Annotated in this window: 14 protein-coding genes; 8 read left to right on the plus strand and 6 right to left on the minus strand. The window is 70.6% G+C overall.

Features of this window, described 5'->3' with window-relative positions:
* The first annotated feature begins 38 nt into the window (after nt 1-38).
* The gene (locus tag ACF08M_RS04790; RefSeq protein WP_392183782.1) at nt 39-884 is read left to right on the plus strand and encodes a Scr1 family TA system antitoxin-like transcriptional regulator; all 846 of its coding nucleotides are present in this window, start codon (nt 39-41) and stop codon (nt 882-884) included.
* Nucleotides 863-1,057: a DUF397 domain-containing protein gene (locus ACF08M_RS04795; RefSeq protein WP_392183783.1), complete on the plus strand. Its 195-nt coding sequence runs from the start codon at nt 863-865 to the stop codon at nt 1,055-1,057. Before ACF08M_RS04790 ends, ACF08M_RS04795 begins: the two co-directional genes overlap by 22 nt.
* 88 nt (nt 1,058-1,145) lie before the next feature.
* Here ACF08M_RS04795 and ACF08M_RS04800 read toward each other — a convergent pair whose 3' ends face one another.
* The 5 genes from ACF08M_RS04800 to ACF08M_RS04820 all read right to left on the minus strand — a co-directional run bounded on the left by ACF08M_RS04800 (nt 1,146) and on the right by ACF08M_RS04820 (nt 7,759).
* Entirely contained in the window at nt 1,146-4,289 is a 3,144-nt protein-coding gene (locus tag ACF08M_RS04800) for an efflux RND transporter permease subunit (RefSeq protein WP_392183784.1), read from the minus strand.
* Between the two features lie 164 nt (nt 4,290-4,453).
* Nucleotides 4,454-5,149 (minus strand): response regulator, encoded by a 696-nt coding sequence (locus ACF08M_RS04805; RefSeq protein ID WP_392183785.1) that lies wholly within the window; start codon nt 5,147-5,149, stop codon nt 4,454-4,456.
* Nucleotides 5,146-6,420 (minus strand): histidine kinase, encoded by a 1,275-nt coding sequence (locus ACF08M_RS04810; RefSeq protein WP_392183786.1) that lies wholly within the window; start codon nt 6,418-6,420, stop codon nt 5,146-5,148. Before ACF08M_RS04810 ends, ACF08M_RS04805 begins: the two co-directional genes overlap by 4 nt.
* A gap of 268 nt (nt 6,421-6,688) precedes the next feature.
* Nucleotides 6,689-6,967 carry a hypothetical protein gene (locus tag ACF08M_RS04815; RefSeq protein ID WP_392183787.1) on the minus strand — a complete coding sequence of 93 codons (279 nt, stop codon included), beginning with the start codon at nt 6,965-6,967 and terminating at the stop codon, nt 6,689-6,691.
* Nucleotides 6,968-6,976: 9 nt separating this feature from the next.
* Nucleotides 6,977-7,759, minus strand: a complete 783-nt coding sequence (locus ACF08M_RS04820; protein WP_093893567.1) for a PspA/IM30 family protein — start codon at nt 7,757-7,759, stop codon at nt 6,977-6,979.
* Between the two features lie 296 nt (nt 7,760-8,055).
* Here ACF08M_RS04820 and ACF08M_RS04825 point away from each other — a divergent pair, with 296 nt between their 5' ends.
* The 3 genes from ACF08M_RS04825 (at nt 8,056) to ACF08M_RS04835 (ending at nt 10,701) form a co-directional block, all read left to right on the plus strand.
* A complete protein-coding gene (locus ACF08M_RS04825; protein ID WP_392183980.1) occupies nt 8,056-8,655 on the plus strand; it encodes a DUF3043 domain-containing protein in 600 nt (199 codons plus the stop codon).
* 119 nt (nt 8,656-8,774) lie between these two features.
* Complete coding sequence (locus ACF08M_RS04830; RefSeq protein WP_392183981.1) at nt 8,775-9,509, plus strand: class I SAM-dependent methyltransferase; 735 nt, start codon at nt 8,775-8,777, stop codon at nt 9,507-9,509.
* 115 nt (nt 9,510-9,624) lie between these two features.
* Nucleotides 9,625-10,701, plus strand: coding sequence for a S1C family serine protease (locus tag ACF08M_RS04835; RefSeq protein WP_392183788.1), 1,077 nt, complete (start codon nt 9,625-9,627; stop codon nt 10,699-10,701).
* 153 nt (nt 10,702-10,854) lie between these two features.
* Here the strand turns inward: ACF08M_RS04835 and ACF08M_RS04840 are convergent, their stop codons facing one another.
* Nucleotides 10,855-11,064 (minus strand): hypothetical protein, encoded by a 210-nt coding sequence (locus ACF08M_RS04840; RefSeq protein WP_392183789.1) that lies wholly within the window; start codon nt 11,062-11,064, stop codon nt 10,855-10,857.
* A gap of 128 nt (nt 11,065-11,192) precedes the next feature.
* Between ACF08M_RS04840 and ACF08M_RS04845 the strand changes: the two genes are divergently transcribed.
* The 3 genes from ACF08M_RS04845 (at nt 11,193) to cobT (ending at nt 14,503) form a co-directional block, all read left to right on the plus strand.
* The gene (locus ACF08M_RS04845; RefSeq protein ID WP_392183790.1) at nt 11,193-12,395 is read left to right on the plus strand and encodes a bifunctional adenosylcobinamide kinase/adenosylcobinamide-phosphate guanylyltransferase; all 1,203 of its coding nucleotides are present in this window, start codon (nt 11,193-11,195) and stop codon (nt 12,393-12,395) included.
* A 60-nt stretch (nt 12,396-12,455) separates the two neighbouring features.
* Entirely contained in the window at nt 12,456-13,295 is an 840-nt protein-coding gene (locus tag ACF08M_RS04850) for a class I SAM-dependent methyltransferase (RefSeq protein WP_392183791.1), read from the plus strand.
* A gap of 95 nt (nt 13,296-13,390) precedes the next feature.
* Nucleotides 13,391-14,503, plus strand: coding sequence for a nicotinate-nucleotide--dimethylbenzimidazole phosphoribosyltransferase (gene cobT, locus ACF08M_RS04855; RefSeq protein ID WP_392183982.1), 1,113 nt, complete (start codon nt 13,391-13,393; stop codon nt 14,501-14,503).
* Nucleotides 14,504-14,569 lie beyond the last annotated feature (66 nt).

The following is a 14,569-nucleotide window of genomic DNA, read 5'->3' on the forward strand; positions in this document are numbered from 1 at the left end:
CCCGGCCTTGAGAGCGGGACATACGGAAGGCGCGCACCATGACGTTCAAACCTCAGCCCCTGACCCCGTACCTCTCCGCCCGCCACTACTTCGGCTCCGAGCAACGCCGCCATCGCGAACTCGCCGATCTCTCCCTCGTGCAGCTGGCGGACATCCTGAACTCCAGCAAGAGCACACTCGCCCGGATCGAGACCGCGGAGCTCATGCCTCCGCCGGACATTCCGGGTCGGCTCGACGCGGCATTCGGCACGGACAAGCACTTCCACGGGCTGTACGAGCTGGCCAAGAAGGAAATTCATCCGGACCGGTACCGCCGGTACATGGACTTCGAGTCCAAAGCCGAAGTCATAGAGCAGTACGGGGCGCAGGCCCTGCCAGGTCTGCTTCAGACCGAGGCGTACGCGCGCGAATTCCTTCGCTGCCAAAAAGACTTGAGTCCGGATCAAGTTGAACAACGAGTCGCGGCACGAATGTTACGGCAGGAGAGGCAGCGCTCTGATACACCCCCCTTCCGGTGGGCGATCATCGACGAAGCCGCGCTGCGGAGGCAGATGGGCAGCCCCGCGTCCATGCGTGAGCAGCTGGCTTCACTGCTCGACCAAGTCGATACTCCGGACAGTAATATTCAAGTGATGCCGTTCAGCGCGGGACTCCACTCGCTCATGGGCGGCGCGCTGACTTTGCTGACACTCGCCGACGGCACCCGGGTCGCCTACGAGGAGGGCATCCAGGCCGGTCACCTCTACGAGGATCCGACCAGGGTGGAGAAGTGGCGGCGGCAGTACGAGGTGCTGCGGGCCAATGCGCTCTCCCTGCCCGAGTCGGCGCTCATGATCCGGACGGTTATGGAGGGCTACACACCATGCGACACACCCCCGAGCTGAGCACCGCCCACTGGCGCAAGAGCAGCTACAGCAACTCCAACGGGGGCGAGTGCGTCGAGATCGCCGACGACTTCCCCGGCATCATCCCCGTACGCGACAGCAAGAACCCCACCGGCCCCACGCTCCTCATCCCCACCCCCGCCTGGAACGACTTCGTCACCTCCCTCAAGTAGGGCGCGGAAAGGCAGAAATAGCGGAATCAGCAGAACGGCCTGTCCCACGCTCCCGCGTGGGACAGGCCGTTCGCCTTTTCAGGGTCTGCTACACGCCGGACGGCTCCGCCTCGCGGACGTCCTCGGCCGGCGCCACGACGCCCGCCTTCTTCGCCCGCTTGATGGCCTTCTTCTTCGCGCGGCGCTCCTTGCGGAGCTCCACCATCGCGTAGAGCGTCGGCACCAGGAGCAGGGTGAGCAGCGTCGAAGTGACCAGGCCGCCGATCACCACGACCGCGAGCGGCTGCGAGATGAAGCCGCCCTCGCCGGTGACGCCGAGCGCCATCGGGAGCAGGGCGAAGATCGTCGCGAGTGCCGTCATCAGGATCGGGCGGAGCCGGTGGCGGCCGCCCTCGATGACCGCTTCGACGATGCCCATGCCCTGCGTCCGGTACTGGTTGATCAGGTCGATCAGCACGATCGCGTTGGTCACCACGATGCCGATCAGCATCAGCATGCCGATCATGGCCGGGACGCCCATCGGGGTGCCGGTGACCACGAGCAGGCCGATCGCGCCGGTGGCCGCGAACGGGACGGAGACCAGCAGGATCAGCGGCTGGATCAGGGACTTGAAGGTCGCCACCAGCAGCATGAAGACGATCGCGATCGCGGCCAGCATGGCCAGGCCGAGCTTCAGGAACGCGTCGCTCTGGTCCTCGGAGACACCGCCGATGGTGGCGGTGGCGCCGTCCGGGAGCTTCAGCGCGTTGATCTTCGTCTGGAGCGAGGCGCTGACCGCGCCGGTGTTGTCACCGGTGGGCTTGGCGGTGATGGTCGCGGCGCGCTGGCCGTCGATCCGGGTCATCGAGACCGGTCCGGGGACCAGCTCGACGTCGGCGATCTGGCCGAGCTTCACCGGGCCGAGCGGGAGGTTCTTCAGCTCGGCCATCGTGGTCGCCGGGTGGGCGGACCTGATGACGACGTCCCGCTCGGTGTTGTCCATGATCGCCTTGCCGGACGGGGTGCCGCGCACCGCTCCGGCGACGGCCGCGCCGAGCGTGGTCTCGTTGAAACCGGCTTCCGCAGCCTTGGCGTTGGCCTTGACCGAGATCCGCGGCACGCTCTGCGCCAGGTCGCTCTGGACGTCGGTGACGTCCTTGAGCTTGGCCACCTCGGCGCGCACCTCTTCGGAGGCCTTCTTCAGGACGTCCGCGTCGGCGGCCTTGACCACGACGCTGAGGTCCTGGCTGCCGAAGCCGCCGCCCGCGGAGATGGTGGTGTCACCGATGCCGTCGAGCTTGCCGAACTCCGTGTCGAGGCGCTTCTGCACGGCCTCGGAGTCGCCCGCGTCCTTCAGGGTTACCTGGTACGAGGCCTGGTTGGAGCCCGTGCTGCCGCCGAAGGCCGCCATGAAGCCGGAGGAACCGACGGTGACCTGGTAGTCCTTGACGCCCTTGTCGGCGGTGAGGACCTTCTCGACCTTCTTGGCTGCCGCGTCGGCGGCCGCCAGGCTGGTGCCGGGGGTCAGCTCCTGCTTGATGGAGAGGACTTCCTGCTCGCCCTGGTCGAAGAAGTTGGTCTTCAGCAGCGGGGCCATGCCGAAGGTGCCGAGCAGCACCACGACGGCGATGACGATGCTGGTGATGCGGCGCCGGGTCGCGAAGCCCAGCACCGGGACGTACAGCCGCTGGAGCCGGCTGCGGGCTTCCTTCTCCTCGGCCTTGCGCCGGGCCTCGTCCGGGTTCTCGGTGCTGCCCTCCGGGGCGCGCAGGAACCAGTACGACAGGACGGGGACGACGGTCAGCGAGACCAGCAGGGAGGCCAGCAGGGCCGCGGTGACGGTCAGCGAGAACGAGCCGAAGAGCTCGCCGACCATGCCGCCGACGAGACCGATCGGCAGGAAGACGGCGACCGTGGTGAGGGTCGAGGAGGTGACCGCGCCGGCCACTTCCTTCACCGCGGTGATGATCGCCGACTGGCGCTCCTCCCCGTAGCCGAGGTGACGCTTGATGTTCTCCAGCACCACGATCGAGTCGTCGACGACTCGGCCGATCGCGATGGTCAGCGCGCCGAGCGTGAGCATGTTGAGCGACAGGTCGCGGGTCCAGAGCACGATCAGCGCGAGGACCACGGAGAGCGGGATGGAGACCGCGGTGACCAGGGTCGAGCGCAGCGAGGCGAGGAAGACCAGGATCACGATGACCGCGAAGAGGAGACCGAGCGCGCCCTCGGTGGTCAGACCGGAGATCGCCTTGGAGACGGCGGGACCCTGGTCGGAGACGACGGTCAGTTCGGCGCCCTTGCCGAGGTCCTTGCGGAGGTCGGGGAGCTTGTCCTTGACCGCGTCCGAGATGGCGACGGCGCTGCCGTCCTTGTCCATCGTGGCCACCACGGCGAGGCTCGGCTTGCCGTTGGTGCGGGTGATGGAGACCGCGGTGGACGGCTCCTGCTTCACCGTGGCGATGTCACCGACGCGGACCGGCTCGCCGGGCTTGCCCGTCGCCGGGTCCTGGCCGGTGACCCGCAGGTCCTTGATCTGCTTCAGGGAGGTGAAGGCGCCGCCGACCTGGATGGTGCGGCTCTTGCCCGACTCGGAGAAGGAACCGGCGGGGACGGTCGCACCGCCCGCCTGGAGCGCCTGGGAGAGCGTCACGGCGTTCAGACCGGCGGCGGCGAGCTTTTTGTCGTCGGGGGTGATGGAGACCTGGAGGTCCCGCACGCCGTCGATGCTGACCTGGCCGACGCCGTCGATGTCCTCCAGTGCGGGGACGACGGTGCGGTCCAGCTGGTCGGCGAGCGCCTGCTGGTCCTTGTCGGAGGTGACGGCGAGGACGACGGTCGGGATGTCGTCCGTCGAACCCGCGACGACCTGCGGGTCCACCGAGTCGGGAAGCTGGGCGCGGGCGCGGTTCACCGCCTGCTGGATGTCGGCGACGAGCTGCTTGGTGCCCTCGCTGCCGAAGTCGAAGGTCGCCATGATGACGGCGTTGCCCTCGCTGGCGGTCGAGGTGGTGCCGGTGACGCCGTCGACGGCCTTGATGGAATTTTCGAGCGGTTCGACGACCTGCTTCTCGACCACATCGGGGGACGCACCCTGATAGGGGGCGAGCACCGACACCATCGGGAGTTCGATGGTGGGCAGCAGCTGCTGCTTGAGCTGCGGGATCGCGATCGCTCCGAATATGAGGGCGACGATCGAGATCAGTCCGATCAGGGCCCGTTGCGCGAGGCTGAATCTGGACAGCCAGGACATGGGTGGGTCTCTCTTCTGTGGCGTACGCGGCAGATGGGCGGGCGGCTGGGGGACAGACCCGACCCACCTATACGATCGCCGACCCGCAAGGGCTCGGGCGTCGGCCCAGAGTCGCTTTCTTATGCCGCGCATACCGCAGGTGGAGTACGCCGAATCTCCACCTGTTACTCCACCCGGGGGCGCACCAGGCCCGATTCATAGGCAATTACTACCAATTGAGCCCGGTCCCGGGCGCCCAGCTTCGCCATCGCCCTGTTCACATGTGTCTTGACGGTGAGCGGGCTGACCACGAGCCGTTCGGCGATCTCGTCGTTGGAGTGGCCGCCCGCGACCAGGACCAGCACCTCGCGCTCGCGGCCGGTGAGCGCGTCGAGCCGCTCGGAGTACTCTGCGGCGCTCGGCCCGTCGCCGTCCGAACTGCCGCCCTGCGCAAGGAAGGTGGCGATCAGGCCCTTGGTCGCGGCGGGCGAGAGCAGCGCCTCGCCGCCCGCGGCGACACGGATGGCGTTGAGCAGTTCCTCCGGTTCCGCCCCTTTCCCGAGAAAGCCGGATGCCCCGGCCCGTAGCGACTGCACCACGTACTCGTCCACCTCGAAGGTGGTGAGCATGACGACCCGTACGTCCGCCAGCGCGGGATCGGCGCTGATCATGCGGGTCGCGGCGAGTCCGTCCGTACCGGGCATCCGGATGTCCATCAGCACCACGTCGGCGCGGGTCGACCGGGCGAGCTCGACGGCCTGTGCGCCGTCCGCCGCCTCGCCGACCACCTCCATGTCGGACTCCGAGTCGACCAGCACCCGGAACGCGCTGCGCAGCAGCGCCTGGTCGTCGACGAGCAGCACCTTGATGGGCATGGTCATGCGTTCTCCCCCGTCCGGCCCGCCGCGCCCGGCTCCTCCGGCTCTGCCGCCCGGGCCTCGACGGGCAGGATCGCATGGACCCGGAATCCGCCGCCGTAGCGGGGCCCGACGGTGAGGGAGCCGCCGAGTGCGGTGACCCGTTCGCGCATGCCGAGGAGGCCATGGCCGCCGCCGTCGCCGTCGCCGCCACCGGCGTCGCGGCAGCCCCCGCCCGAGCCGTTGTCGATGACGGTGATCTCGGCCGTGGCCCCGACCCGTACGACGCTCACCTCGGCCTTCGCCCCGGGGCCCGCGTGCTTGCGCACATTGGTCAGCGCCTCCTGGATCACCCGGTAGGCGGCCAGGTCGACGGCTGCGGGCAGCGGGGGCCGCCGGTCGGTGCAGGCCACCTCGACCGGGAGTCCGGCCCGTCGGACGGTGTCCACCAGCTCGCCGAGGACCGCGAGCCCCGGCGCCGGTTCGGTCGGCGCCTCCGGGTCGCCGGACTGGCGCAACAGCCCGACGGTGGCCCGCAGTTCGTCGAGCGCGGAGCGGCTGGCCTCCCGGACGTGGGCCAGTGCCTCCTTGGCCTGGTCGGGGCGCTTGTCCATGACGTGGGCGGCCACCCCGGCCTGGACGTTGACGAGGGCGATGTGGTGGGCGACGACGTCGTGCAGATCGCGGGCGATCCGCAGCCGCTCCTCGGCGACCCGCCGCCGGGCCTCCTCGTCGCGGGTGCGCTCGGCCCGTTCGGCGCGCTCCCTGATCGCGTCGACGAAGGCGCGCTGGGAGCGGACGGCGTCCCCTACCGCGCAGGCCATGCCGGTCCACGCGAAGACGCCGAAGCTCTCCTGGCTGTACCAGGGCGCCGGGCCGAGCAGCATCGCGGCCGCCGTCAGCACGGCCGTGGTCAGCAGACCGACCCGCCAGGTGGTGGGCCGGTCGGTGCGGGAGGCGACGGTGTACAGCGCGACGACGGTGCTCATCGCCACGGGCGCGGGCGGATCGGATCTCACCAGTTCGATGACCGTCAGCCCGGCGGTGGCCGCGAGCACCGCCCTGGGATTGCGCCGCCGCCAGATGAGCGCCACGGCACCGAGCAGCATCAGGAGCACACCGCTCGCCTCGGGCGGGTGGATGTTGAAGGTGGGCTCATTCGGTGTGCGCGGATGGACGAACGACCCGATGATCATGGCCACGAGTGCGGCCAGGGCGAGCGCGGAGTCCAGCGCGAGGGGATGGTCGCGCAGCCAGTGCCGGACGCGCAGAACCCTGGTTCCGAGGGTGGTCACGTCAAGCTACGTTACGGCGTGTCGCGCGGGAACCGGTCCGGGTCGTACGGAGAAAGGTCGTACGGGGAGGGTTCGTCGTACGGGGAGGGGTCGTACGGGGGGCGGCGTACAGAGAAAGGTCGTACGGAGAAAGCGGGACCGAGCGCGCCGGACCGCAAGGGCGCCGCGCCGGGGACACGGTCGTGCCCCGTGGCCGGCGGACCGGACACGGGGCACGGAATCGTGCGGGTGCTCGCGAGTGCGTGCGAGTGCTGGAGTGCGACCGGCGTCAGCCGGGGATCAGTCCGTCGTCCCGGAGCATGGTGCGCACCTCTTCGAGGGTCGCGTCGGGCGACGGGAGGATCAGCTCGGACGGCTCCAGGGAGTCGTCCGGCAAGGGCTCACCGAGCTCGCGCACCCTGGCAAGGAGCGTGTGGAGAGTGGAGCGGAAGCCGGGGCCGTCGCCGCTCTCCACCTCGGCGAGCAGTTCGTCGTCGAGCCTGTTGAGCTCGGCGAGATGGCTGTCGGCCAGGACCACCTGGCCCTCCCCCATGATCCGTACGATCATGACGCTGCCTTAACTCTTGTCGAACCTGTGCGGGGACTGCGACGACTGCTGCTGCGCCGCGTCCTGCGGGCCGCCCTCGATCGCCTGCTGCTGGGTGGAGCCGCCGGCCAGCTCGGCCTTCATGCGCTGCAACTCCAGCTCCACATCCGTACCACCGGAGATCCGGTCCAGCTCGGCGGCGATGTCGTCCTTCGCCGTCCCGGTCGGGTCGTCCAGGGCGCCGGAGGCGAGCAGCTCGTCGATCGCGCCGGCCCGGGCCTGCAGCTGCTGGGTCTTGTCCTCGGCCCGCTGGATCGCCAGGCCGACATCGCCCATCTCCTCGGAGATCCCGGAGAATGCCTCGCCGATCCGGGTCTGCGCCTGGGCCGCGGTGTAGGTGGCCTTGATGGTCTCCTTCTTGGTACGGAAGGCATCGACCTTGGCCTGCAGCCGCTGGGCCGCGAGAGTGAGCTTCTCCTCCTCGCCCTGCAGCGTGGTGTGCTGCGTCTCCAGGTCGGTGACCTGCTGCTGGAGCGCGGCACGCCGGGACAGCGCCTCGCGGGCCAGGTCCTCGCGGCCGAGCGCGAGCGCCTTGCGGCCCTGGTCCTCCAGCTTGGACGACTGTCCCTGCAGCTGATTCAGCTGCAGCTCCAGCCGCTTGCGCGAGGTCGCCACATCGGCGACGCCGCGGCGCACCTTCTGAAGCAGCTCCAGCTGCTTCTGGTACGAGTAATCGAGGGTCTCGCGCGGATCCTCGGCCCGGTCAAGGGCCTTGTTTGCCTTCGCGCGGAAGATCATCCCCATACGCTTCATGACACCGCTCATGGGCTTCGCGCGCCCCCTTCTGACGGACTGAGCTCCAGCACTCCAACAGAACCCACAGTACGGGCCCTGCCTCTATTACCGCACTGTTCGAGCCCAGATGTGCTCCTCCCCAAGGACGACTGCGCCCGGTCACCACTCCGGCCCAGGGAGTAGGTGGCGGTCAGGGAAACCGGTGGCGTCGTCCGTGCGGAACCCCTGCGGACACCTGCAAGGACGCGGGCCGTTGCCGGATCGTTCCCGGCCGGTCTGGGGTCGCGGCGATCGAACCCGTACCCTTGGGCCTTGTGTTCCGTAGCCGTTCGAAGGAAGAGAAGGCGCCCACCGGCAAGGTGACGGCGGACCTCTCCAAGCAGCCCCGCGACCCGCAGGCCCCCAAAGGTCGCCCCACCCCCAAGCGCAGCGATGCCCAGTCGCAGCGCCGTCGTGCCTCCAGTGGCGCGCCGCTCGACCGCAAGGAGGCCATGAAGCGGCAACGCGAAGCGCGCCGGGTCGACATGGCCAAGCAGCGCGAGGCGCTCGCCAGTGGCGACGAGCGCTATCTGCCGGCTCGCGACAAGGGCCCGGTGCGGCGCTTCGTCCGCAACTACGTGGACTCGCGCTTCTGCATCGCGGAGTTCTTCCTTCCGCTCGCCGTGATCATTCTGATCCTCAGTGTGATCCAGGTACAGAACATCCAGACCATCTCGCTGCTGCTCTGGCTCCTCGTGATCGTGCTGATCGTCATCGACTCGATCGGTCTCGCGTTCCGCCTGAAGAAGCAGCTGAACGAACGCTTCGCCGATACGCCGAAGCGTGGCGCGGTCGCCTACGGCCTGATGCGCACGCTTCAGATGCGTCGGCTCCGGTTGCCGAAGCCGCAGGTCAAGCGCGGAGAGCGGCCCTGAGTACGGATATCTCCGGCTCGGTCGGCGGACCGTCCGCCGGCCCGCCGGAGGGCGCTGCCCCCGTTGCCGTCACCGGAATTTCGGGAGCCTCCCCGACCTGGCTGAAAGGGCTCGGCGGGCTGCGCAACACGGTCCGCCAGGAGCTCGTCGCCCGCCAGCTCGACGAGCAGATAGCCGCCCGCTTCCCGGTCGGGCAGCGGCTGCGGATCCTCGACGTCGGCATGGGCCAGGGCACCCAGGCGCTGCGTCTGGCCAGGGCCGGGCACACCGTGACGGGCCTGGAGCCCGATGCCGGGATGCTGCGGGTGGCCCGCGAGTCGCTCGGCAGCGAACCGGCGGGCATCCGCGAGCGGGTCCGGCTGATCGAGGGCGACGGCCTGGACACCGGGGTGCACTTCCTGCCCGGCAGCTTCGACGTGGTGCTCTGCCACGGCGTGCTGATGTACGTCCAGGAGCCGGACGCGATGCTGGCCGGCCTGGCCCGGATGCTGGCCCCGGGCGGGCTGCTCTCGCTGCTCGTACGGAACGCCGGCGCGCTGGCGATGCGCCCCGGGACGGCTGGGGACTGGGACGCGGCGCTGGCCGCCTTCGACACGGATACGTGCACCAACCGGCTGGGCCTCCCGGTGCGGGCCGACCGGCTCGACGCCCTGACGGCCACGCTCGCCGGAATCGCGGCACCCCTGCACGCCTGGTACGGGGTCCGCGTCTTCACGGACAACGTGAGCAACGACGTGGAACTGCCGGCCGCCGCCGAACTGGAGCGGGTGCTGGCCGCGGAGGACCGGGCCGGGCGGACGGACCCGTACCGCGGGGTGGCCGCGCTGCTGCATCTGTGCGGGGTGCGGGGCTAAGAGCCTGTCGGGGCTGTCCGTTTGGATCAGGCCCGTTCGGGGCGGGGCCGGGGTGCGGCGCCCGGTCGGCCGAATCCAGCGGGCCGCCGGGAACACCAGAAGTGACAATCCGGACATGGATGCATTCCACTTCCGCAGCCGTGCGCGCCAGGTGCTCCTGCCCCTGACCGCGGGGCTCTGTGTCATCGCCCTGGTGAGCGGCTGCTCGGCCACGAAGTCCGATTCGCCGAAGGCCGATCCCTCCGCGTCTCCCCCCGCTCCCCGGGCCGCCGGTGATCTGCAGAGCGCATACGAGGCCGTGATCAAGAACGTGCTGCCGTCGGTCGTGCAGATCGAAGCGGGCAACAGCCTGGGCTCCGGCGTCGTCTACGACTCCAAGGGCCATATCGTCACCAATGCCCATGTGGTCGACACCGAGAGGACATTCAGGGTCACCGTCGCGACCGGCGAAAAGGTACTGGGCGCCTCGCTCGTCGCCTCCTATCCGGAACAGGATCTGGCCGTCATCAAGCTGGACAGCGTTCCGAAGGGACTGAAACCGGCGAAGTTCGGCAACTCGGACAAGGTCGAGGTGGGACAGATCGTGCTGGCGATGGGCTCGCCGCTCGGGCTGTCCTCCAGCGTCACCCAGGGCATCGTCTCGGCGCTCGGCCGGACCGTCAGCGAGAACCGCACGAGCGGTGGCACGGGCGCGACGATCGCGAACATGGTGCAGACCTCGGCCGCGATCAACCCGGGCAACAGCGGCGGTGCACTGGTCAACCTGAACAGCGAGGTGATCGGCATCCCGACGCTGGGGGCGATCGACCCGCAGATGGGTGACAGCGCGGCACCGGGAATCGGGTTCGCGATCCCCGTCTCGATGGTGAAGACGATCGCCGATCAGATCATCAAGAGCGGCAAGGTCACGGACTCGGGCCGGGCCGCACTGAACATCACCGGGCGCACGGTCGTCGACGTGAACTACCGGCCGGCCGGGGTCGCGCTGGTCAGCGTGGTGAAGGGCGGCGCCGCGGACAAGGCGGGGCTGCAGGCCGGCGACATCATCACCGCGCTCGGCGATGTGCCGGTCACGACGATCACGTCCCTGTCGGAGGCGCTGGCCTCGGACAAACCGGGCCAGAAGGTCACGGTGACGTATCTGCGCAACGGGGCGGAGAAGACGGCGCGGGTCACCCTGGGCGAGATCTAGACCGTTGCAGTACGAGGTCCCGGACGGCGACGGCGACGAGAGCCCGGGCACTGCGGACGGGTACGGACTCCGCCCCACGCGCGCGGATCTCAGCCGTACGGGCCCGGGGGCGCAGCCTCGGGCCCGTACGTTGCTCGCGCGTACGGGGCGGGGTCAGCCCTGGTCCGCCTGGAGGCTCATGGGGCCGTAGACCTTCGTCGAGTCCTCGAAGAGCGTCACCTGGTCCGCCCCTCCGTCGAGGAGTTCCTTCCAGTACTCGCCGATCCAGGACTCCGCATCACCCTGCGTAGTGAATTCCTCCGCCTGCAGGGCCGGCTCCGTCTCCGTACCGTCGGACTTCTCGAACCGCCACGTCCACGCCATGTCCGCCTCCTGGGTCGCTTTGCTGCCCGCAGCCTAGTGCCTCGGACCCGTGCGGGTACGGGGCTCGCGCCCGTCCGGACCACCCCCAAGTCGCGCACCCGTGGCGCGGACGCGGCAGGATCGGAGGCGTGGAACTGACTCTGCTCGGCACCGGAGCCCCCGACGGGCTGCCGCGCCCCGAATGTCCCTGCGCCGCCTGCGCCACCGCCCGCGGGGCGCGCTCGCGGGCCGCGACCGCCTTGCTGGTCGACGACGCGCTGCTGCTGGATCTCACCCCGGGCGCCGTGTTCGCGGCTGCCCGTGCGGGGCACTCGCTCACCGGCGTGCGGCAGGTGCTGCTCACCCATCCGCACGACGGGCCCGCCGTGGAGCTGCCCGCCGGACTGCCTCCGGCGGGACGGGTGCCGGACGGGCGGGAACTGACGCTGATCAGCGGGCACCGGGTACGGGCGGTGCCGATGGACGCGCCGGGCACGGGTTACGAGGTGACCGCGCCGGAGGGCGTACGGCTGCTCTACCTGCCGCCCGGCGCCGCGCCCTCCGGCCTCACGGACCCGGCGCCCCAGCCGTACGACATGGTGGTCGGCGACGTGGTCGGGCGGCCGGACGCGGTGGCGCGGCTGCGGGCCGTCGGGGCGATCGGTCCCACCACCGGGATCGTCGCCGTCCATCTGGACCACGACGCGCCGCCCGGCGCGGAGCTGGACCGGCGGCTCGCGGCGTCCGGCGCGCGGGCCGTGCCGGACGGGACGACGCTGGTGGTGGGCGAGTACCACGCGGCGTCGGTGGTACCGCGGCGCACGCTGGTGACGGGCGGTGCCCGGTCGGGGAAGTCCGTGGAGGCCGAGCGGCGCCTGGAGACGTTCCCCGAGGTGGTGTACGTGGCGACCGGTGGCAGCAGGGAGGGGGACGCGGAGTGGGCGGCCCGGGTCGGGCTGCACCGGGAACGCAGGCCCGCCGCCTGGCGCACCGAGGAGACCTGTGAGCTGGTGGAACTGCTGGAGTCGGACGGGCCTGCGCTGCTGATCGACTGCCTGTCGCTGTGGCTGACGGACGCGATGGACCGGGTGCGCGCCTGGGACGACGCGGCGTGGGCGGACGGCGGCGAGAGCGCGCTGCGGGAGCGGACCGCCGAGCTGGTCGCCGCGGTCCGCGGGACGCGGCGCACGGTCGTCGCCGTGACCAACGAGACGGGCTCGGGAGTGGTGCCCGCGACGGCCGCCGGGCGGCGGTTCCGGGACGAGCTGGGCCGGTTGAACGCCGCGTTCGCCGACGAGTGCGAACAGGTGCTGCTGGTGGTGGCCGGGCAGGTGCTGACGCTGCGCGGCTGACCGGAGCACGCGAACGGCGGGGCGGGAACAGAACGGAGACGCGGAAAAGGAGGAGCGGACATGGCACGTGTGCGACCGATGCTGAGCGGGGTTCCCGAGACCTTGCTGTGGACGCTCTACAACCGGGCGTACGAGGCGGGGCAGCGTTATCCGGTGCTGGACGACCCGATGGCGCTGCGGCTGATGGAGGATCTGGACTACCCCTTCGAGGAGCGGTTCGGGCGGCCGAACGCGTTCCACTCGCAGGCCCAGGGGCTGCGCTCGCGCTGCTTCGACCTGGCCGTGCAGCGCTACCTCGCCGACCGTCCGCAGGCCACCGTGGTCGCGCTCGGCGACGGCCTGGAGACCGGTTTCTGGCGGGTGGACAACGGCCGGCTGAACTGGCTGAGCGTGGAGCTTCCGGAGGTCGCCGAGCTGCGGCGGGCACTGCTGCCCGCCTCGGACCGGCTGCGCACCCTGTCCCGGTCGGCGACCGATCTGTCCTGGCTGGACGAGGTCGAGGATCCGGAGGGCCGCGGTGTGGCCGTCACGACGCAGGGGCTGTTGATGTACCTGCCCCCCGCGGAGGTACGGAGGATCCTGGCGGCCTGCGCCGAGCGATTGCCCGGCGGCGTCCTCGTCCTGGACACGATGGCGCGCTGGCTGGCCAGGGGCACGATGGCCGGCACCTCGAAGGTCGGCGGGATGACCATTCCGCCGATGCGATGGGCGATGAACCCCGGCGAGCGGCACAAGCTGCGCGGTGCGCACCCGGCGATCACCGAGGTGCGGGCGCTGCGGCTGCCCCGGGGACGGGGCGCGATGGGCGAGCTGATCCGGCTCCAGTCGCTGCTCCCGGGGCTGCGGACCCTGACACCCGCGATGACGCAACTGCGGTTCGGGTACGGGTCCCCGCACTGACCGGACGTCAGAAACACGGCGGGTACTGTTCCGCAGTGAGCCCGCCGCCGGGCTCGACGGCCCACTCCACGTATCGACCCGCGAGGCAGACCCCCGTGAATCTGGACGACTTCTCCGACCTGATCGAACGCCCCGACGGCGGCGTACGGCGCGACGCCGAGGAACGCCGGGAGCGCCTGGTCGTTCCTCCGGGCGCCCTCGGGCGCCTGGACGAGCTGGGCGAATGGCTCTCGGCCGCCCAGCAGTCCGTACCGGTCAAGGCGATCGAGCAACCGCGTGTGGTGCTCTTCGCCGGTGATCACGGGGTTGCCGGACTGGGTGTCTCCGGGCGCCCGGCCGGGAGTGCGCACGAGCTGGTGAGAGCCACGCTGGACGGCGCGACTCCGCTCGCCGTGCTGGCCCGCCGGTTCGGCGTACCGGTACGGATCGTCGACGCCGGTCTGGACTGCGACCCGGAGCTGCTGCCCGAGCCGGTGGTACGTCACCGGGTGCGGCGCGGCAGCGGCCGGATCGACGTCGAGGACGCGCTGACGGCCGAGGAGGCCGAGCAGGCGGTGCGTCTGGGGATGGCGATCGCGGACGAGGAGGCCGACTCGGGCACCGATCTGGTGGTGCTCGGCGATCTGAGCGTCGGCGGTACGACGGCCGCGGCCACGCTGATCGCGGCGCTGTGCGGCACGGATGCCTCGGTGGTCACCGGACGCGGTGGCGCGGGGATCGACGATCTGGCCTGGATGCGCAAGTGCGCGGCGATCCGGGACGCGCTGCGACGGGCCCGGCCGGTCCTCGGTGACCAGCTGGAGCTGCTGGCCACGGTGGGCGGTGCCGATCTGGCGGCGACGACCGGGTTCCTGCTGCAGTGCGCGGTGCGCAGGCTGCCGGTGATCCTGGACGGTGTGGTCTCGGCGGCCTGTGCGCTGGTGGGTCAGCGCGCGGCCTTCCGGGCGCCGGACTGGTGGCTGGCGGGTCAGGCGAGCGGCGAGCCGGCGCAGGCCAAGGCCCTGGACCGGATGGCACTCAACCCCTTGCTGGACCACGGCGTCATCGTCGGTGAAGGAAGTGGGGCATTGCTCGCACTTCCGCTTGTTCGGGCCGCGGCCGCGCTGGCGGCGGAGCTGCCCGAGCGCCCATCTGTCGCCGACGAGAAGGACGGCGCCGGCGAAGAGACCGAGGGAAGCGACGCGGACGGCGACGCGACCGACGGCTGACGGACCCGGCGCAGCTGCGGCCGCCGCACACCGGCCGCAGCGCAGCCTCCTCCTGCAGCGCGATGC

Origin of the sequence: Streptomyces sp. NPDC015032 (genome assembly GCF_043080425.1) — a bacterium.
GTDB lineage: Bacteria > Actinomycetota > Actinomycetes > Streptomycetales > Streptomycetaceae > Streptomyces.